The sequence below is a fragment of the Bradyrhizobium sp. SZCCHNS30572 genome, from assembly GCF_032484415.1.
In the GTDB taxonomy this organism is placed as follows: domain Bacteria; phylum Pseudomonadota; class Alphaproteobacteria; order Rhizobiales; family Xanthobacteraceae; genus Bradyrhizobium.
Genome location: NZ_JAUESY010000011.1, coordinates 108,592 through 128,318, shown reverse-complemented (window position 1 = coordinate 128,318; position 19,727 = coordinate 108,592). Strand labels below are relative to the sequence as shown.

Here is a 19,727-nt window from a genome sequence, read left to right as displayed (position 1 = left end):
GTCAGGCTGCGTCGGCCGCGGCGGCGGTGGGAACCGCCACCGCCGACGCGAATTGCGAGGCGACATTGCCGTGAAACACGGACGGACCGACGTGATCGAGCCGGCTGTCGAGATCGGCCCAGATCTCGCCGCCGAGATCGGTCCATCGCCTGCAGAACGCGAAATCCTCGCTGAGATAGGTCCCGGTCGCCGGGTCGATCATGCATTCGAACAGCGCGAAGCGGTTCGGACTGCCGGCCAGCGCATCCTGCGAATGCTCGCGGAAGAACTGCAGCGGGGCGTAGGCCGGATGCGCGATCATCGTCTCGATGACGCGGCGGCGGACCATCAGGAAGCCGGTGCCGGCATAGCGCACGCGGGTGAAGCCGTTGACCACCGCAACGTGGTCCGGATTGTCGATCTCCAGCACGTAGTCGAGCGATGCCGCCGGCACGTCCATGCGGTTGGAATTGATGGCGCGGCGCGCCTTGTTCCAGTTGACCTTCTTGACCGGATAGACGCCGGCGACCATGTCGCCGCCGGACGCGATCAGCCGGAACACCTGCTTCGGCGTGAAGCCGATGTCGGCATCGACGAAGAGCAGATGCGTGGCCGAGGGATCGTTGAGGAACAGGGTAACGAGATTGGCCCTGGCACGGGTGATCAGCGCATCGCCGTCGCGCATGTGGACGGTGAGGTCGACGTTGGACGCGGCGCGCAACTCGCGCTGCAGGGCGAAGATCGAGCTCGCATAGATGCTCGACACCTGGCCGCCGAAGCATGGTGTCGCGACCACCAGATGAATGCGCTCGTCGGTTCCGTCACTCACGTCCGCCTCCAGACAAAGAGGCTCTCGCCCCAGATCTGAACAAAAGCTAAAGAGACGTGGTTAACGAAAACCTAACCGCCGCCCCCGGGGCGCTACAGATATTTCACCAGCGTCAACTGGGCCAGCATCGCCGTCGTCTGGTAGGACGCCTGGAGGTTGGTCTGCAGCTGCAGGATCTGGCTCGCCACCTCCTGCTGCGAGATGCCCTCGGTCTGGTCGACCATGGCCTGCATCGCCGCCTTGGCCTGGGTCTGGCGCGCCGTGGCGTCCTTCATCGTGGTCTGGGCGTTGGCGAACTCGGTCTGGATATCCGAGATCGCCTGCTGGCCGAGCTGCGGCGTCAGGTTGGCGGCGATGCGCTGGCTGAGCGCACCGATCTGCTGCGGAGCATTTGCTCCCGCTGGCGGCGTGTTGACGGCGGCATAGACCGCGGTCTGCTGCACGAGGTTGCGGATCGCGAACTCGTTGCCCTGGGCGCCGAACTGAATGCTCTGCGCCGTGTCGATCCGGATGCTCGCGCTCGACCGCGCCGAGCCGGGACCGCTGTTGCCGGTGTACCAGGCGACGGTGTTGGCCGAACCGTTGACGAGGCTGGTCGCCGATCCCAGCGGCGAGCCGGAGACGCGCAACGGCGGCGTCGGCGCCGTCACTGTGCCGGAGAAGCCGAGCGCCCCGAACGCACCCGCGTTCGAGCTCGACACCGAGAAGCCGGCGGCGTCGTTGGTGCGCAAGGTGATCACGCCGCCGCTGACCGTCGACGGCGTCGACGTGCCGCTGAGCGTATCGATCTTCGACAGCAGCGTCTGCACGCTGTCGCCGACATTGATCTGGTTGTTGCCGCTGGCGCCGGAGGCGACGAAGGTCAGCGTCTGCCCGTTGACGGTGATGGTGTCGCCGGTCGCAAAGCTGGTCGCGATCGAGTCGGAGCCCGCCCCGCCCGACAGCAGCGTCGCTCCCGTGATCGGCGCCGGCGTTGCGAGCTTGTTGTTGACCACCGTTCCCGACACGGCGCTCGCCGTGTTGAAGAAGTTGTCACCGGCGACGACCGCCGAGGCGGCGGTCAGCGAGGTATTGGCCAGCGTCGACAGCGCCGTGTTGAGCGCCGCATTGAGATTGGCGGAGGTGGCCGCCGGCGTGGCGCCGATGGCGAACGTATTGGTCGGCGCCGGCGTCGTGGTGGACGCCGTCAGCTTGATCGATTCCGAGGTGCCGTCGGGCAGCTTGAAGGTGAAGCTGATCTGGTCGCCCGCATTCGGATTGCCGGCGGTGAGATCGACCGAGATGCCCGCGGGCGAGCCGGACGGTCCGGTCACCGTGGCATTGGTCAGCGACGAGGTGACGCCGCTCAGCTTGAAGCCGAACGGAGAGCCGGCGACGTCCTCCGCCAGCGTGATCGGCATCGTGGCCGACGCCGACAGGTTCAGACGCCCGAGACCGTTGAGCCCGAGATCGGCCTGCTGCCGCTCGGCGATGACCTGCTTCAGGCCGGCCTGCGTCGTGGTGCCGTTCAGGATGTCGTCGGCCGATGCGATCGCCGGCCGGTCGGTGGCGCTGCCGGAGAAGATGTAGCGATCGCCGACCTGGGTGTTGAGGATGCCGGTGATGGCCGACAGGTTGGACAGCGCCGTCAATTGTCCCGTGGTCTGGCCGGTGCTGGTCAGGTTCTGCGGCGTCGCCGAGGCGCCACTCTGGACCTGGTCATGAATCTTGGACAGCGACTGCAGCGAGGTATTGACCGCGCCGATCACGGTATTGACGTGGGTCATCGTCAGCGTGAAGGCCGAGATGTTCGAGAGCTGCGCCCGCGCCGCGATCGCGAAGCCCTCGTCGGGGCCCATGCCGGCGTAGTTGTTCGCCTTGACGCCGCTCGAGAGCTGCGTGGAAAGGTCCGCGAGCTGGTTCGAGATGTTCCGCACGGACAGGCCGAGCAGAGAATTTCCGTAGTTGACACTGCTGATCGACATCTTACACGCGCCTCACTAAAATGCCTGGAGCAGGCTCTGCATCATGCTTTGCACGACCGACATGATATGGGCGTTGGCCGCATAGGTGTTCTGGACCTGGATCAGGTTGGACATCTCGCTGTCCATGTTGACCCCCGCCGTGCCCTGGAACTTCTCCTTCAGCGTGCTGACCACGACGGCCTGGCCCTGGCTGAGCTGGGTCGCCAGCGTCGAGGCACTGCCCTGCTGGCTGACGAACTGCTGCAGATAGCCGGACACCGTGCCCTGGAATGGCTGCGCCGCCGAGCCGAGGCCGGTGGTTGGCGAGTAGCTGAAGGTCGCCGAGGTGAGCTGCGCGAACAGGAAGTCCGGTCGCGTCGCGTCGCCGGCCGCGGTCTGCGGCGAGGTCGAGTAGGTCGACAGCTTGGTCGGATCGTTCAGCAATGCCGGGTTGACGTTGAGCCTTCCCGCGAGCCCCGTCATCTGCGAGCCGGTCGAGGTGATTGCGCCGGTGTAGAGCGCGCCGCCGTCAGTGAAAACCGGCAGTTGGGCGTTGCCGCTGGCGAGCGTCTGCACCGTGGTGGTGGCCGAGGCCGCCTTGACCGCCGCCTGGCTGGTGCCGTCATCGGTGATCCGCAGCGTGGTGCCGGAGGGATTGGAAAACTGCAGATGCGCGCCACCGAGCGCGCTGTTGAGCTGCGACACCACCGAGGCCATGCCGAGCGAGAAGTCGACGCCGACATAGGACGGGTTGGCGCCGGAGGCGTTCTTCAGCGGCAGCGCCGCGGGATCGTTGACGTTGACGATCTTGACCTGGCGCTGGACGTTGCTCGAATCCGTGTAGGTCAGGTTGATGGTGTTGCCCGCCAGCAGCCCGCTGGTCGAGACGTCGAAGCCGGCCGGAGGTCCCGCCACCGCGGTACCCGCCGTGGTCTTGTCGGACAGCGCCGAGGCCATCGTCGCCGCGAGCTGGTCGACCTGGGTCTGCGCCTGCACCAGGGTCTGGTCGCGCAGCTTGAGGTCGGCCGCGATCTGACCCGAGTTCAGGAGATTGTTCGACACGACGTCGAGCGACACGCCGTTCGACAGCTTGATGTTGAGCTGCCCGACGCCGGTCTTGGTCGGATCGCTGTTGTAGAGCGAGGTGGCGTCGAGCGTCCCCGGCGACGAGAAGGTGAACTCGGAGCTGAGGCCCGCGCCGACCAGCTGGATGCCCGAATTGGTGAATATGCTCGTGCCGTTGGTCGGGTCGGACACGACGCGGATATCGACATATTTGGCAAGCGTGTTGATCGCGTTGTCGCGCTGGTCCTGCAGGGTCGCCGCCAGCGGGTCGGAGCTGTCGAGGCCCTGCAGCTGCGTGTTGAGCGTCGCGATCTGCTTGATCGCCGCGTTGGCCTGCGTGACCGAATTGCCGATGTCCTGCTCGACATTGGTGCGCAGGGTCTGGATGCCCTTGGTGGTCGCGTTGAGCTGCAGCGCCACGCCCTGCGCCGCCGACAGCGCCACCGACTGCGCCGACTGGTTGCTCGGATTGTTCGACAGCGACTGCAGCGCCGTGGTGAAATTGTTCAGCGCCGTCTCGAGCGTGCCGCTGCCACCGGGCGTACCGTACACGGTCTGCAGCTGGCTCAGGATGTTGGCCATCTGATTGGCATAGGTCCCACCCGAGGTCTCGGTGCGGAGCTGGTTCTGGACGAACAAGTCGAGCTGACGGTTGACGCCCGTCGTCGTCACCGTCGAGCCGAAGCCGCCGCTGGCGACCTCGATCTGGTTCGGGTTCTGCGCGACGTAGCCGGGCGTGTTCGCGTTGGCGACGTTCGATGAGATGATCGAGAGCGCGGCCTGCGTCGAGCGCAGGCCGGACATCGCGGTGGCGAGGGCAGAACTCAAACCCATGTTCGGTAGCCTTATGTCAATTCAACTGCCACGTCTCAGCGCGATCAGCGCAGCACGTTCAGAAGATCCTGCACCATCGAATTGGCCGTCGTGATCACCTTGGTGTTGGCCGAATAGGCCTGCTGGGTCACGATCAGCTTGGTGAACTCGTCGGCGATGTCGGTGTTGGAGCCTTCCAGTGAGCCGCCCGAGATCTTGCCGGTCGCGCCGATGATGGCCTGGCCGGACTGGTCGGTCGCCTCGTAGGCGCCGCCGTCGAGCGCCTTCAGGTAGTTGGTGCCGTTGAAATGCGACAGCGTGACCTGCGCCAGGTTGATGGTCTGGCCGTTGGAGAAGGTGCCGGTGACGACGCCGCTGTTGTTGACGGCGACCGACTGCAGCTGGCCGGCGGCGAAGCCGTTCTGATTGATCTGGTTGATCGTCGCCGAGCCGATCGTGCTCGCATATTGCGTCAGCGCGCCCGAGGAGATGTTGAGGCTGACGGTGCCGAGCGTGGTGCCGTCGACCACGACGTTGGGAATGGAGATGTTGGAGGTCGTCGGCGACACCAGCGAGCCGTCGGAGGCGAACGTGAAATTGGTGCCGACGTTCTGCCAGGCCACGGTCGAGCCAGTGGCGCTGGAGTTGGTCTGGTAGAACAGGTTCCAGGTGTCCTTGTGGCCCGTGCCGAGCGTCGAGCTGTCGACCTTGCCCCAGCGCAGCTGCACGTTCACCGGCGTGCCCGACGAGTTGTAGGCCGTGACCGCGCCGCCCGAGATCGTCTCGTTGTTGAAGTTGGTGAGATCGTTGCCGATCACGATGCCGGTGCCGGGACTCGCCGTGCGCGTCAGTGCCACGGGTGACGTGAGGCCGAGCGCGGTGAAACCCGGCGAGGCACTGCTCAAGTTCCAGTCCTCGCCGCTGCCGGAATGCAGCGTGATCTTGCCGGCGGTGATGGTCGGCTGCACGCCGGTGACGGCCGCGATCTTCGCCAGCAGCGTGCCGACGGAGTCGCCGACATTGATCTGGGTACCCGAGGCGCCGGAGGCGACGAAGGTGAAGGTGACGACGTCGCCGGCGCTGCCGGTCATGGTGATGGTGTCGCCGGTGGTGAAATTGCTCGAGATCGAGTCGCCGCTGGCGCCGCTCAACAATGTCGAGGTCGTGATCTGCGCCGGCACCTTGTTCACGGCGGTGGCGCCGGTGACGGTGGAGTCGGCGTAGAAATTGGTGCCGACCGGCAGCGGCACGTTGGAGAGGTCGGCCGAGTTGAGGCCGCCGGCCGCGACCAGCGTGCCGGTCGCAGCGTTGCCGCTCGCGGCGGTCTTCGGCTGCGTCGGCAGGTTGGCGGCGTACTGGATTGCGGTGGTCGCCTGCGCCGGCACGAAATTGTTGGCGAATTGCAGCACGGTCGGCACGTTGCCGGTGGCGTTGCCGGTCTTCGGATCGACCGCAACGCCCATCAGGTAATAGCCGGCGCCGTTGATCAGGTTGCCGTTGGCGTTGAGCTGGAAGTCGCCGCGGCGGGTGTAGTTGGTGACGCCGGTGAAGACCGGCACGTTATCGACGACCGAGGAGGCCTTCTGCACGTTGAAGAAGCCGTCGCCGTTGATCGCCATGTTGGTGGCGACCGAGGACGTCGAGACGGTGCCCTGGGTGGTGATGGTGGCCTTGGCGAAGGCGGTGACGCCGCCGGCGTTCTGGCGCGTCGGGTTGGTCGCGTTGGGAATGAGGTCTTCGAAGCTGGTGCCGATGCCCTTGTAGCCGACGGTCGACGCGTTCGCGATGTTACCGGAAATATTCTGCAGCGCGAATGATTGAGCGGACAGACCGCTCACCGAAGTGTTCATCGCGTCGAAGATACCCATACCAATCTCTCCACTGTGATGCCGGTGGCGGGTCGGCCCGCACCGCGTTTCGTGGAGAGCTGTCGCAATCGCTGTGCCAGATGCGAAAATGCTGTGAAATCAGCGTGTTGGAAAACAACAACGTAAAAAAAGCGGCGTCAAAACTGGTGAACAATTGCCGAGCCGGCAGTTCTTGCCGGGCCGGACGCGCCAAATCGCGCTCCGGCACGACCACTCGTCACGGCTGCCGGCGCGTCCTGAAGACCCCCATCGAGCCTTGAACGGACGAGCCGGAATATTCTGGCGCAAATTCCTGTCAGGTCGACGACGGATTTGCCGGGTGGAACGTGAGCGAGAGCCCGTCCATGCAGTAGCGCAGGCCGGTCGGCTTGGGGCCGTCGTCGAACACATGGCCGAGATGGCCGCCGCAGCGGCGGCAATGCACCTCGGTGCGGACCATGCCGTAGGTCTTGTCCTGGCGGGTCGCCACGGCATTGTCGAGCGGCTTGAAGAAGCTCGGCCAGCCGGTGCCGCTGTCGAACTTGGTGTCGGAGGAGAACAGCGGCAGGTCGCAGCCGGCGCAGGCGAAGGTGCCCTTGCGATGCTCCTTCAGCAGCGGGCTGGTCCAGGGCCGCTCGGTGCCCTCCTCGCGCAGGATCTCGTATTGCTGCGGCGTCAATTGCGCGCGCCACTCGGCCTCGGTCTTCTCGATCTCGAACTTCTCGGCGGCGCGGGCCGGCGCGGAACCGCCGAGCCAGCGCAGGGCGGCGAAGCCGAACAATCCGGCGGCGGTGGTGAACATCATGCGGCGGTTGATCATGGACGTCTCCGTGCGGCGATGGGTTACCGGATCTACGGACGGGATCCCGCGAAGTTACGTCGGGCGCGGGCGCGACGGCTCACTTTCTTGCGAGGTGTCAGCCCTCCCCGGCGTCGGGACGGCGGTTCAGATCGGACGGCTGCGGCCGCAGCGGCAGCCGCGAGCCGGGCCGCTCGGCCGCCCGGCGCCGCGCTTCGGCCGCCCTGATCTCGCGCACACGCTCCTGCGCGCGGACGCGCTCGCGGTGCCGCGCCAGCGTCCCGGCCGCGGCGGCGCGGCCCCGGATCCACAGATTGACGACATGGCCGGCGACCCGGCCGCTGACGCCGCCGGCCCAGACCAATTCGAACGGCGAGAAGAGCTTCCAGCGGTCGTCGCCAGCGAGGATCGCCTGCGCGATCAACTGCCCGGCCATCGCCGAGGTGTTGAGCCCCTGCCGGCCGAAGCCGCTCGCGACCCACAGGCCTTTGCGGAGCTGGCCGATCTGCGGCATGCCGTGCACGGTCTGGCCGGTGACGCCGCCAAAGGTCTCGGCGATCTCGACGCGGCCGAGTTGCGGGAACACCGTGCGGATCCGGCGCTGCAGCGCCGCGGCAAATCCGCTGGGCCTGGCGTCCCAGGTCGTCTCCGGGCTCGCCCACATCAGCCGGTCGCCGTCGACGACGCGGAAATGATCGATGCCGTCGGTGTCGCTGACCGAGCCCCGGAAGGCGATCGCATCAGCCAGCCGCTCGCCGAGCGGCGCGGTGACGCCGCCATAGCGCCACACCGGCAGCAGCGTATCGGACAGCTTCTGCAGCGGCGCGCCGAGATGGATGTTGCCGGCGAGCACGATGTGCGAGGCGCGCATCCGCGCCGACGGCGTCACGATGCGCTTGCGCACGCCCGACGCGTCGATGCTGACCACCGGCGTGTCCTCGAAGATCCTTGCCCCGGCCCGGTGCGCGAGCCGCGCCAGCGCGTGAACGTACCTGCGGCCGTCGAGCTGGAACGCCTTGGGGTAATGGACGCCATGGAAGTAGCGGTCGGTCTTGAGCTCGGTCCTGACGCGCTCGACCTGCCAGCCCTCGACCTCGGTGTCGAAATCCTCGTGCAGCATCTGGAGGCGGCGGATCAAGGCGTCGCCGGCGTCGACATTGGAGACTTCGAGCGCGCCTTCGCTGAGTCCGATGCCCGGCATCGCCGCGGTGGCCTGGGCGCGGATGAACTCGGCACCGGACCAGGACAACGCCCATAGCGCCCGGGCATGCGCGAGCCCGACGCGCTCGATCAGATCCGGCAGCGGCAGGTCGAACCCGGGCATGACCGTGCCGATCATGTGACCGGATGCGTTCCATCCGACCTGGCGGCCTTCCAGCACCGCGACGCTCGCCCCCTGCCGGGCCGCGCACGACGCCACCGTCAAGCCGGCCAATCCCGCCCCGACGACGCAGACGTCGACATCGAGGTCGAAATTCAGCCTGGTGCGGCCGTGTGCACCTGCGGCATCCGCATCATCGTTCACGCTTGTGGAAGTCTCGTTCATGGCGTTTTCTTAGCGAACCCTGCGCCGGACGTCATGACGCTTTTAATGGCGATAAAGAGACGTGGTACAGGCTGACCCAGCCTGAACGATTCGAGACGGAATTCCATGCGCCGATTGATGCTGCTGCGCCACGCCAAGACCGAGACTGACGCGCCGACCGGCCGCGACCAGGACCGCCGTCTCGACGAGCGCGGGCACCAGGATGCCGCCATGATCGGCGATTTCATCGCCAGCCACCCGCCGGTGCCGGAGCTGGTGCTGGTCTCGACCGCGGTTCGGGCGCAGCAGACCTGGGACCTCGCGCTCGCGGCGATGAAGGACCGCGTCCCACCCCCGCAGGTCGAGACCGTTCCCGAGCTCTACGGCGCCGAGCCGATGCAGATGCTGCATCACATCCGCCTTGCGGCAGCGCATGATCCGAAGCAGCTCCTGCTCGTCGGGCACAATCCCGGCATGCACGAGCTGGCGCTGGCGCTGACCGGCGAGGGCGATTCCGAGGCCCGCCACGAGCTGATGCGCAACATGCCGACCGCGGGACTCGCGGTGCTCGATTTCGACACCGACGATTGGGGCGACATCAGCTTCACCCGCGGCCATCTCCTGAGGTTCGTCACGCCAAAGCTGCTCAAGCACGGCTCGGTCGATTGACAGGCAGGTCGGGTCCGGCGCGTAATGCCGGCGGGCAGAGAGGAGGACCTTCGATGTTCAACTCGATTCTGGTGCCGATCGATCTGGCCGACACCGACCTCGCCAAGCCGGCCATCGCCACCGCGGCCACGCTGGCGCAGACCTGGAGCGGCACGGTGCATCTGCTCAACGTGATGCCGATGACGCCGGTGATGCTCGCCGAATACGTCCCGGCCGATTTCGATGCGCAGCAGCGCGAGACCGCCGAGGAAGCGCTGTCGATCGTGGCGCGCGAATCCGGCATCCCGGCCGAGCGCATCAGCTACACGGTACGCCAGGGCGGCATCTATCACGAGATCCTCGAGGAGGCGGCCAAGGTCAACGCCGACCTGATCGTGATGACCTCGCACCGCCCGGCGATGCGCACCTACTTCCTCGGCAGCAATGCCGGGCATGTCGTGCGCTACGCGAAGTGCTCGGTGCTGGTGGTGAGGCCGTGAGTGGCGGCCTCCTCCAACGCATACTGCGCGTAGAACAATTCCCTCTTCGCAGCTATTGCTATCGCATTGGGTGTTTCTCGATCCTATTGCCCGACCGAAATGCGGACTGAGGACACTCTCATGAGATGGCCTCTGCCTTATCCAAGGCGCGGTGACGTATTGGGTATTCTGTTCATCCTCGCTCTGCTTTGCCTTCTCGTTTCCAGCTTCTACTGGTTTCCGAATTCTAAGCCGAATACCGGATTTGGTCCGGATTGGGATTGCACTCCTGTCCCCAATGGCCAACCGATCTGCATCAAAAAATTGAGTCATTGAACTTGGTTCGCGACAAACACCACAGTGCGTAGGGTGGGCAAAGGCGCGTCCGAGACAGCCTGTTTGTCCGTGCTATCTGAACGCGCCGTGCCCACCGTCTTGCGCGGAAAGTTGCTTGGTGGGCACAACATCGCGTGGCTTGCGCCACACGATGTCTTTGCCCACCCCACGGTCTCACTCAGCCGGCGGCACCGGTGACGAACCCTTCGCTCCAAGCGTCCCTATCGACTACATATTCGTCGACAACGAAACAATCGGGATAGTCGCGAAAGCCCTCGAATTGAAGCTTGCGCTTTCTTGCGGCATCCGCCTCGGCAGCGCTTCTGTAAACCCCAATGAGCTTGTTATCGGTATCGTTCTCATCGAGAGCATCATCGCGTGGTCGGGCGTGCCAAAGTAGAAGAACCGTACGCCTTGATATGCCTGCTTCGTTTTTCAACATGCCTAGGCTGACGAATTACCCAACGGGTCGAAGGCACCGTCCCCAAAACGACGACTCCCGATCAAGCCCGCGAGCGGACATCCTCGTCGCCGCCCGAAGACCCCCCATAAGATTCAAACGCGACATTCGACCAGTGGCATGATACGGATGGGACGCAAATTGGTGCTATCTGGCGCGAGACAAGATGCCACTAAAGCCCGCTATTATCTATGACGTTGCGGCTGATACTCCGTCCATAAAGAAGGCCATTGGCCCGAAGCTGGCCAAGCAATTCTCTGCGAACCCTCAAGTGCGCAGATATGCCGTTGTCCTGAAATTCCCTGATGGGGTCGTGACCAGCCGCGCGATTTCTCACACGCTGAGGAAAATTCCGGCTCCTCGCGGTCCAACGTTACTTGCGGGCGAAGACTTTACGGTCGAAGCGACTGCGATCGCCAAGCTGGAAGGTTGCGACATAGTTTGCGTACGCGAGTTTGGCTGGACCGATGAGGCTTATGCCTCCATCCGCGTGCGCTCCTGACACGAGAGGCTTCTGCTTCGCAATGCGCGTTAGCATTCCGCGAGTGACCCCGTCACGGCCACTCCGCGATGAAGCCCTTCGCCTTATAAGGTTCGATCTTGTCCCATTCGCTGAGCACGCGACGGCGGAATTCGGGATGGGTGTGCCAGAGATGGCGCGGGATGCCGAAGCCGTCGACCGTGAGCAGCATCTTCTCCACCTCGGGCCAGTATCGCTGCAGGGTCATCGCGTAGCGCCGCGCGGTCCAGCTGTTGCCGAGGCAGATCACGCTGCCGACATTGGCGAGGCCGAGCGCGGCGTCGATCACCGGCAGCGCGAGCGCGACGTTCTCGCCGGTATTCGTGGCGTGGTGCTCTTCGAGGATGCGCTCGGCCGGAATGCCGCGCCTCACCATGGCGGCCTTGATCAGCGTACACTCCGAAAGATCAGCGCCCGGCGTGATCCCGCCGCTGACGATGGCGTGGCGGAAGTAGCCCTGCTGCCACAGCTTCACCGCCGTCTCGGCACGCAGCTCCTCGTCGACGCGGGTCCCGAACACGAACAGGAGATCGGCCGGCCGCAGCGGCGTATCGGCGAAATGCCGCGCGTTGACCGCGGCGATCTCGGCGTCATCCGGTCTGCGCAGCGCGCGATCCTGCATCGTCCCACTCCGAAGGCGACTCGCTCACTCTGGCATGGTGCGCGAAATCTGCATGATCACATTCGGTGACCGGCGATGAGGTTGCGTGATCACGGCAGCAGCGCGGCCGGAATCTCCGTGAACGTGTAGCTGCGCGGCCTGTTGCGGGTGATGAAGCCGCCGACATACCAGGCGAACAGCGCGGCGAAGCCGATCAGGAACAACGCGCCCGACCATTCGGCGATGACGAGCGCGCGCACCAGAAGCCCGGCCATCGCCACGGCTAGCAGCGCAATCGCGGCGAGCGCCGCGCCGTAGGTGAAGCGGCCGAGGCCCGCAGTCAGCCGCGCGTTGCTGCCGCTGAAGGCGAGCCGCGCATGCAGGCCGACGATGAAGGCGCGGTAGGCCTCGCTCTGCGGCGCCATCAGGGCCGCCGTCTGCCACGAGACGGAGATGATGCTGAGGCGGCGGCCATCGCGATGGGTGATGTCGGCCCGAAAACGCTTCGCCTGCATCGACACCGGTCGGTAGGACAGCCGGATCGCGGCGATGTCGGCGTACGGCCACAGGCCGGTCCGGCCGGCGAACCGCCACGACAGCCCCTGCCCGGTCAGCTCGAACTGGTGCGCGGCCCCGATCAGCGACGCCTTGTAGGCGTAGCGGATCGCATCATCGCCGGCCGTGGTGGTGCGCTCGGAAATGGATCGGTCCTGTTGCGTGTGGCGCGCGCCTTATCCTACAAGCGGAGCATGAGCGAAACGATCTATTTTCCGCGCCACCTGATCCTGGCCGGGGCGATGGCCGCCGGCGTGCTGCTGGCGCTGGCCGTGCACATGCTCGGCGCCCGCTACGGGCTCGATCTCGGCGGCCTGTGGCAGACCGAGAGCGGCGCCTTCATGCCGGCGGGATCGGCGATCGCCTGGTGGCTGATCGCCACCGTCGGCTTCTCCTCGGGCTATTTCATCGCCAACATCATGCACAGCGCGGTATCGGGCGAGATCCCGCAGCGGATGCGCAACTTCCTGGTCGTGGTCGGCGTGCTGATGCTGGCCGGCATCGGCCAGGCGATCTCCGGCCCGAGCCCGGTGCCGTCGGCCTCGGGTGTGCTGGCCGGCCTCGCCGCGCTCTGCCTCGGCGCCCTGATGGCGTTCTGCGGCGCCAATTTCGCGCTGAGGAAGAGCTGACGCGTGGCATCCGGATGCGACGACGCCGCGCGGGATGTCCGCGCGGCGTTTTGTCTCATCGGCAGGTGACGCGATCAGCTCGCGGCGCGCAGATTGACACTGGTCTCGGCGAGCTTGGTCAACTTCATGTCGGTCGCCTTCTCCTCGTCGAGCGTCTTCTGCAGGACGGCGGCACAGTCGCTGCGGCCGAGTTGCTTGGCCCAGGCGATCAGGCTGCCATAGCGGGTGATCTCATAGTGCTCCGCCGCCTGGCCGGCATTGATCAGGGCGGCGTCGAGCACCGTCTTGTCTGCGACCTCGCCGGCGACCTCCTCGGCCTCCTCGATGATGCCGTCGATCGCCGGACAGTCGACCGCCTTGGGCGCAATGCCGTGCATCTCGAACACCTGCTCGAGCCGCTTCACATGCGTCCTGGTTTCGTCGAGATGGGTCAGAAAACCCTGCTTGAGCTTCTGATCCGTCGCCTTGTCCGCCATCTTCGGCAGCGCTTTGACGAGCTGGTTCTCGGCGTAATAGATGTCCTGCAGCTGATGAACGAACAGATCGTTCATCGTCTTGATGTCCTTGGTGAACAGTCCCATTTGTTTCACGTCCTCTCGGTTCGGAACATGGCAGGTCCCTCCCCCGACCGATCGTCGCCATGTTCGCTGTGCGCTAACCGGCGGCTACGGCGGTTGTTCCGGCGTACCGGCCCTGCCGAACCGATCGCAGGGGCGAGGGTTCTCGTGAACCGCGCGGGTGACCAGTTGGACCGAATTGAGGCGGACGGGCCGCCAGCTATGTGACCGGAGTGTGACAGACCTGCGCCGCATGGGTCGGAGCTGAGCTGTGTCAAGGACTGCACAAGGCGCGCATTTTAGCATAAGGAACAAGCTGTCACGAATTGCCCGCCTATCGATCAATGGTTTCGCCTCTTTTCCAAGATCTAGTACCGCCCCGCCGGGAGGATGAATGCAGCGCCTGCTGACCACGCTTGGGCGTGGCTTCAAGAAATGGATCGGCTGGAAGCGGCTGGGGATTGCAGCGAGCCTTGCGATCATCGCCTTCGCGATCACGACACTCGTGCGCACGCTGAAGGGCGTCGATGCCGGCGTCATCCTGACCGCGCTCACCGAAATCCCGCCCGGTCACATCGCCCTCGCGGCCTTGTGTGTGGTCGGCGCGTTCTGCACGCTGACCTTCTATGACTATTTTGCACTGCGAACGATTGGCAAGAAACACGTGCCCTATCGCATCGCGGCGATGAGCGCCTTCACCAGCTATTCGATCGGCCACAACATCGGCGCCACCGTGTTCACCGGCGGCGCCATCCGGTTCAGGATCTACTCCGACTACGGCCTGTCCGCGATCGACGTCGCCAAGATCTGCTTCCTGTCAGGCCTGACCTTCTGGCTCGGCAATCTGTTCGTACTCGGCATCGGCATGACCTTGCATCCGGCCGCCGCCACCGCGATGGACCAGTTGCCCCCGGCGGTGAACCAGCTGATCGCGATCGGCATCCTCGGGGCGATCTTCGCCTATCTCGGCTGGCTTACCGCCGGCAAGAACCGGCGCCAGCTCGGCCAGAACGGCTGGAAGGTGGTGCTGCCCTCGGCGCAGCTCACGCTCGTGCAGATCCTGATCGGAGTGGTCGACCTCGGCTTCTGCGCGCTGGCGATGTACCTCCTCGTCCCCGCCGCTCCGCCGATCGATTTCCTGTCGCTGTCGGTGGTGTTCATCCTCGCCACCCTGCTCGGCTTCGCCAGCCACGCGCCCGGCAGCATCGGCGTGTTCGATGCCGCGATGCTCGTGGCGCTGCCGCAGTTCGGCCGCGAGCAGTTGCTGGCCACCCTGCTCGTTTTCCGCGTGCTGTATTTCGTGATCCCGTTCGCGACGGCGATCTCCATCATGGGCATCAGGGAACTCTGGCTGAACGTCGTGAAGCCGTGGCAGGAGCGGCGCCGGCTGAACTCAGCCTGCGAGGACGAGGTCGCCGCCAAGCGCGCCGCGGCCACGGCGCCCGCCGCGGTTCCCCAGCGCATCAAGCGCCACTCCCAGCGCTGAGCAGCAATCGTCTCGCGGATGACGCGACGGTTCGACACTCGACCGGTTGAACTCGCGTGCGATCCTCTTATTTCCGCCCCATCGCTGACGTGAATCCTTGCGCATGACCCGAATGCCCCTTCGTCCGCTGCTCGCCGCCTGCGTCCTGGCCGGCCTGCTCGCCCCTCTCGCCGCCACCGAGGCGGCCGCGCAGTTCGGCGCAACGCCGCTGCAGATCAGCTGGGAGGTGCGCAACCGCTTCCGTCTCTTCCGGGAGGAGCGCGACTTCCTGCTGCATACCGAGAGCACGCGCGACCGCTCCATCCTCGCCGCCGAGCAGGCGTTGGCGGTGCAGAGCGACGGCCGCGGCTGGGCCCGGAACGTCGTCAACCGGCTCTGCATCGACCTCGCCGGCCGCATCAACGAGCCGTGCACGCGCGACAACGTCAAGGAAAGCTATCTCACGCCGATCGACCATCCGGTCACGGTGCGCCTGACCGGCCCGGTCCCGGTCGGCGCCACCTGCGCGTGGTCGTTCGACGACGGCGACGGGCCGCAGACCTCGACATTCGACTGCGCCGAACCGGTCAACCTGCGCGTCCGCTACGGCCGCCAGACCGTCGCATCCGTCGATGTCGCCAGCCCGGAAGGCACGCAGCAGGTGTCGACGGGAATCCAGGTCCGCGACGTCCTGATCGCCGGCCTCGGCGACAGCATCGCCTCCGGCGAGGGCAACCCGGACCGCCCGATCGCGCTCGCCGACGAGGGCTTCTGCTTCCGCTCCTATCTCGGCGGTCCGACGGCGCAATATTATCGGCCGAGCCGGGCCGGCTTCAGAGGCGGCCGCGCCTGCGAGGCGCCGGACACGCTGCAGAACTGGCAGAAGCACAGCGCGGTCTGGCTCAACGCCGCCTGCCACCGCTCGCTCTACAGCTACCAGACACGGACGGCGCTGGCGCTGGCGGTGCGCTATCCGCATGTCGCGGTCACCTACCTGCCGCTCGCCTGCACGGGCGCCACCATCGCCGACGGCCTGTTCGGCAGCCAGCGCGCACGCGAATGCACGCCGGGCCGCGCCGCGACCACCTGCGCCGGCAGCGTCAACGGCCAGCTCGGCGAGCTGCGCGAGGCGCTGACCGCGGCCAAGCGTCGCCAGCCGGACCGCAAGCTCGATCTGATTCTGCTGTCGATCGGCGCCAACGACATCAACTTCTCCGGTCTCGTCGCCGACGTCATCGTCGATACGCCGACCGAACGCACGCTGTTCAAACGCTCAGGCGTGATCGGCTCGGTCGAGGAATCGCGCAGCGAGCTGGCGCGCGACCTGCCGCAGGGTTTTGCCAAGCTGCGCGAGGCGCTGAAGCCGCTGGTCGGCGACCTCTCGCACGTCATCTACACTTCGTACGGCAACCCGGCACTGAGCGGCCCCGGCACGCCCTGCCCCGGTGGTCCGGCCGGTTTCGCTATCCACCCATCGTTCAATGCCAATCCGCAGCGGCTCGCCAAGGTCGCGGGCTTCGTCGAGAACGAGTTCCTGCCGTCGCTACGCGGGCTGGCGCAATGTACCGCGGGAGTCCTGTGCCGCGATCCGCAGGCCGACCGCATGACCTTCGTCGATGCGCATCAGGCCGCGTTTGCCGATCACGGCTTCTGCGCCCGCTCGACGCAGGATCCGCCGTTCGACCGCGAATGCTTTTCGGCCGACGGCGCCAGCTTCGATCCGAACATCGTCAGCGCCGCCAACGAGCCGCTGCTGTGCGGCCGCGGCGCCAGCGAGTATCGTCCCTATCTGCCGCGCGCGCGCTGGATCCGCGATGCCAACGACAGCTACTTCTCGGCGATGACCTATCCGCAAGGGCTGCCGGCGGCGATGCAGCCCTCCGACATCCACGATGCGAGCTGGGGCGTGCTGTCCGCGGTCTATGGCGGCGCCGTGCATCCGACGGCGGAGGGCCATGCCGCGATGGCCGACGCCGCCTTTCCGGCCGCGGCGCAAGTGCTCAACCTCGATGCGGCCGAGCCCAACGTCACCAGCCAGCCGCTGCCGCCGGCGGGCGTGGTGAGGCAGTAGTCGGCCATTCGGGTAGGGATCGCAGAGGAAGAACGGCCTGAAGCGCTCCGCTCGGCACACCGTCTTTCGGGACGCCCCTCCGTGAGCGGGCGCTCAGGAACAAAGGCTGTGGGGCGGCGAGATCGCGGGCCTCACGGTGGGTTGGGAGCGGATGGAGAGCCGGGCCGCCTCGAAAGAACGTGTCGGCCTCGACGTCCCAACGCTCAGCGCGCAAATCGACGGCGACCACCGCCAAGCGATCCTGATTGTCCTTGTGCCCAATATGGGTTGTTCACGCACATGGCCGCGAGGCCCCGGCCTGCCCTTCGACACTGATCCCAGGACGTATAGGTGCATTCGACATAGGTGCTACCACCCCATTCCCACCTTTGTAGGCAGACAGGATAATTGGAATCATAGGTTTGAGCAGCGGCGATCGGGATCATGGAGATGGCCGCGCTCCCCGCGATGATCCAACGCAGCATCAGCATCGCTCCCTCGTCGAATTCCGGCCGCTGCGGCCAATGGTCTCACGATCACCGGCAAGCAACGCCCAGATGATCATGGAGACCTTGTCCTCGACCACACGGTTGATCTGGATCAAGCTCTTCGCCGACGCGGTGTCCGAGATCGCGATCCCTTGTCGGCCAGGAGCGAGGACGGTCGCAGTTCGGAAACAGTCTACTTGACTGCAGCCGGCTTCTTCATCATTGGAGGCGCCTGCTTGGTGGCGGGGCCGGTTGCCGTCGTCGCCTGCGAGGGCAGATATTTGGCGAGGATCGCAGGATCGATCTGCGCCATGTTGCTGTCCGGCAGGCGGGTCCAGGTCTCGTCCTTGCCAAACAGCGAGATGCCGAGATAGCCGTGCAGGATCAGCGTCTGCCCGTCCGGACTGACCCGCATATTGGCCTTCCAGATGTTGCCGTCGCGCGGATTGAGCACGTTGCCGCCTTCGTATTTCAGGCCCTCGCGCTTCATGTCGCGCACGAAGGAGATGCCGAGCACCGGCGCATTCTTGCGGTCATCGCTGCACTTCGAACAGACCTCGTTCGGATTGTCGCCGGGACGCGGAAACGTCTTGGCGATCACGCCCTCGAACACGCCGTCGTGGTCGATGAAGAGAAACCAGCCGACGGGCCTGCCATCCTCGACCTTCTGCCACAGACCGGCCGCGGTCGGCTCAGCCGCGAGCGCAGGCCGCGTCAGCAGAGCACCGGCAACGACGAGCGCGCCGATCGCGAGCTTCGTCACACCAGGCACCAGCCGAAGTCGGGGAAACGCATTGCGCATCATCATCTCACCTTGACCAAGTCACAAAATGAATGGCCGCACAGTACGGCCGTTTCATGCATCGTTCCAGCCCCATAACAGGTCTGGCGCGCCGGTGAAACCGGCACGCGCAGGAAACATTTCTTCACATTTGAGTTGGTCCGGCGGCGGAAGGTTCCATACCGCCGACAAATTAGTTGACGCCGAGCTTCTTCTGCAGGCTCGACGACGATGTCGTGTACTGGAACACCAGCCGCTTCTCCGGATACACGTAGCGGTGCGCCTTCTGCGCCATCAGCGCGCCCTCGTGGAAGCCGCACAGGATCAGCTTGATCTTGCCGGGATAGGTGTTGATGTCGCCGATCGCGAAGATGCCGGGCACGGAGGTCTCGAAGGCAGAGGTCTCGACCGGAATGAGATTGTGCTCGAGCGCGAGGCCCCACTCGGCAACCGGACCGAGTTTCATCGTCAGTCCGAAGAATGGCAGCATCATCTCGCAGGGGACGGTCTCGACCGCGTTGTCGTTGCCCTTGATCGTCGCAGCCGACAGCTGGCCATTGGCGCCTTCGAGCGCCGTCACCTGGCCGATGCGCAGATCCATCTTGCCGCCGGCGACGAGCGCGCGCATCTGCTCGACGCTGTGGGGCGCGGCACGGAAGTCGTCGCGGCGATGAACGAGCGTGATGCGCTTCGCGATGGGGTGCAGGTTGAGCGTCCAGTCGAGCGCGGAGTCGCCGCCGCCGACGATGACGACATTCTTGTCGCGGAACTGCTCCATCTTGCGCACGGCATAGAATACCGAGGTGCCTTCATAGGCCTCGATGCCCGGCACCGGCGGGCGCTTGGGCTGGAACGAGCCGCCGCCGGCCGCGATCACCACGACCTTGCACTCGAACACCTTGCCGGCATCGGTGGTGACGCGAAAACCGGGATCGCCGATCTTTTCGACCTTCTCGACCATCTCGCCGAGATGGAAGGTCGGACTGAACGGCTTGATCTGCTCCATCAATTGATCGGTGAGGCCCTGCCCCGCCACCATCGGCACGCCGGGAATGTCGTAGATCGGCTTCTCCGGATACAGCTCGGCGCATTGGCCGCCGACCTTGTCGAGGATGTCGATCAGATGCGCCTTGATGTCGAGCAGCCCCAGTTCAAAAACGGCAAACAGTCCGCAAGGGCCCGCGCCAATGATCAGCACATCGGTCTTGATCGCTTCGCTCATGTCGCTCTTCTCGTTGGAGGCGCCGCTCGACGGATGGCGGCAGATGGCGGTTCCGAATTTGTAGCCATTGGTGTGGTCGCAGGGAAGGCACAAAAGCCGCCCCTGGCTCGCGCGCGGCTTGCAGCGGTGGGCTTAG

The 19,727-nt window shown here is 65.5% G+C and carries 19 protein-coding genes; 6 read left to right on the top strand and 13 right to left on the bottom strand.

All coding sequences use genetic code 11. From position 1 onward, the window contains the following. Position 1: 1 nt before the first annotated feature. The 6 genes from QX048_RS29585 to QX048_RS29560 all read right to left on the bottom strand — a co-directional run bounded on the left by QX048_RS29585 (position 2) and on the right by QX048_RS29560 (position 8,821). The gene (locus tag QX048_RS29585; RefSeq protein ID WP_315712667.1) at positions 2-808 is read right to left on the bottom strand and encodes a hypothetical protein; all 807 of its coding nucleotides are present in this window, start codon (positions 806-808) and stop codon (positions 2-4) included. 92 nt (positions 809-900) lie between these two features. Beyond that, positions 901-2,772 carry a flagellar protein gene (locus tag QX048_RS29580; RefSeq protein WP_315828154.1) on the bottom strand — a complete coding sequence of 624 codons (1,872 nt, stop codon included), beginning with the start codon at positions 2,770-2,772 and terminating at the stop codon, positions 901-903. A gap of 15 nt (positions 2,773-2,787) precedes the next feature. Beyond that, complete coding sequence (flgK, locus tag QX048_RS29575; RefSeq protein ID WP_315712670.1) at positions 2,788-4,650, bottom strand: flagellar hook-associated protein FlgK; 1,863 nt, start codon at positions 4,648-4,650, stop codon at positions 2,788-2,790. 44 nt (positions 4,651-4,694) lie between these two features. Beyond that, positions 4,695-6,497: a flagellar hook-basal body complex protein gene (locus QX048_RS29570; protein ID WP_315712671.1), complete on the bottom strand. Its 1,803-nt coding sequence runs from the start codon at positions 6,495-6,497 to the stop codon at positions 4,695-4,697. 295 nt (positions 6,498-6,792) lie between these two features. Continuing rightward, entirely contained in the window at positions 6,793-7,296 is a 504-nt protein-coding gene (gene msrB, locus QX048_RS29565; RefSeq protein ID WP_315712673.1) for a peptide-methionine (R)-S-oxide reductase MsrB, read from the bottom strand. 97 nt (positions 7,297-7,393) lie between these two features. After that, positions 7,394-8,821 (bottom strand): FAD-binding oxidoreductase, encoded by a 1,428-nt coding sequence (locus QX048_RS29560; protein WP_315828155.1) that lies wholly within the window; start codon positions 8,819-8,821, stop codon positions 7,394-7,396. A 105-nt stretch (positions 8,822-8,926) separates the two neighbouring features. Here QX048_RS29560 and QX048_RS29555 point away from each other — a divergent pair, with 105 nt between their 5' ends. Continuing rightward, a complete protein-coding gene (locus tag QX048_RS29555) occupies positions 8,927-9,469 on the top strand; it encodes a histidine phosphatase family protein (protein ID WP_315712675.1) in 543 nt (180 codons plus the stop codon). Between the two features lie 53 nt (positions 9,470-9,522). Then, positions 9,523-9,948 carry a universal stress protein gene (locus QX048_RS29550; protein WP_315712676.1) on the top strand — a complete coding sequence of 142 codons (426 nt, stop codon included), beginning with the start codon at positions 9,523-9,525 and terminating at the stop codon, positions 9,946-9,948. A 493-nt stretch (positions 9,949-10,441) separates the two neighbouring features. Here the strand turns inward: QX048_RS29550 and QX048_RS29545 are convergent, their stop codons facing one another. Beyond that, positions 10,442-10,705 carry a hypothetical protein gene (locus QX048_RS29545; RefSeq protein WP_315828156.1) on the bottom strand — a complete coding sequence of 88 codons (264 nt, stop codon included), beginning with the start codon at positions 10,703-10,705 and terminating at the stop codon, positions 10,442-10,444. A gap of 184 nt (positions 10,706-10,889) precedes the next feature. On the opposite strand from QX048_RS29545, the gene QX048_RS29540 reads away from it, so the two are divergent. Next, entirely contained in the window at positions 10,890-11,225 is a 336-nt protein-coding gene (locus QX048_RS29540) for a hypothetical protein (protein WP_315828157.1), read from the top strand. A gap of 52 nt (positions 11,226-11,277) precedes the next feature. On the opposite strand, the gene QX048_RS29535 is transcribed toward QX048_RS29540, so the two are convergent. Together QX048_RS29535 and QX048_RS29530 are read right to left on the bottom strand one after the other, a co-directional pair. After that, entirely contained in the window at positions 11,278-11,865 is a 588-nt protein-coding gene (locus tag QX048_RS29535; protein WP_315753158.1) for a YdcF family protein, read from the bottom strand. Between the two features lie 89 nt (positions 11,866-11,954). Continuing rightward, positions 11,955-12,545 carry a hypothetical protein gene (locus QX048_RS29530; protein WP_409999284.1) on the bottom strand — a complete coding sequence of 197 codons (591 nt, stop codon included), beginning with the start codon at positions 12,543-12,545 and terminating at the stop codon, positions 11,955-11,957. 48 nt (positions 12,546-12,593) lie between these two features. Between QX048_RS29530 and QX048_RS29525 the strand changes: the two genes are divergently transcribed. Beyond that, positions 12,594-13,028, top strand: a complete 435-nt coding sequence (locus QX048_RS29525; RefSeq protein ID WP_315738812.1) for a hypothetical protein — start codon at positions 12,594-12,596, stop codon at positions 13,026-13,028. A gap of 74 nt (positions 13,029-13,102) precedes the next feature. Here QX048_RS29525 and QX048_RS29520 read toward each other — a convergent pair whose 3' ends face one another. Continuing rightward, positions 13,103-13,609 (bottom strand): ferritin-like domain-containing protein, encoded by a 507-nt coding sequence (locus QX048_RS29520; protein WP_315712683.1) that lies wholly within the window; start codon positions 13,607-13,609, stop codon positions 13,103-13,105. 370 nt (positions 13,610-13,979) lie between these two features. Between QX048_RS29520 and QX048_RS29515 the strand changes: the two genes are divergently transcribed. Beyond that, complete coding sequence (locus QX048_RS29515) at positions 13,980-15,071, top strand: YbhN family protein (RefSeq protein ID WP_315712684.1); 1,092 nt, start codon at positions 13,980-13,982, stop codon at positions 15,069-15,071. Positions 15,072-15,174: 103 nt separating this feature from the next. Further along, positions 15,175-17,121, top strand: coding sequence for a hypothetical protein (locus tag QX048_RS29510; RefSeq protein WP_315828158.1), 1,947 nt, complete (start codon positions 15,175-15,177; stop codon positions 17,119-17,121). 203 nt (positions 17,122-17,324) lie between these two features. Here the strand turns inward: QX048_RS29510 and QX048_RS29505 are convergent, their stop codons facing one another. From QX048_RS29505 to QX048_RS29495, 3 genes are all read right to left on the bottom strand, one after another. Beyond that, positions 17,325-17,585: a DUF3551 domain-containing protein gene (locus QX048_RS29505; RefSeq protein ID WP_316200825.1), complete on the bottom strand. Its 261-nt coding sequence runs from the start codon at positions 17,583-17,585 to the stop codon at positions 17,325-17,327. 196 nt (positions 17,586-17,781) lie between these two features. Beyond that, positions 17,782-18,390, bottom strand: a complete 609-nt coding sequence (locus QX048_RS29500; protein ID WP_315713622.1) for a DUF2147 domain-containing protein — start codon at positions 18,388-18,390, stop codon at positions 17,782-17,784. 172 nt (positions 18,391-18,562) lie between these two features. Beyond that, complete coding sequence (locus tag QX048_RS29495) at positions 18,563-19,591, bottom strand: NAD(P)/FAD-dependent oxidoreductase (RefSeq protein ID WP_315828160.1); 1,029 nt, start codon at positions 19,589-19,591, stop codon at positions 18,563-18,565. Positions 19,592-19,727 lie beyond the last annotated feature (136 nt).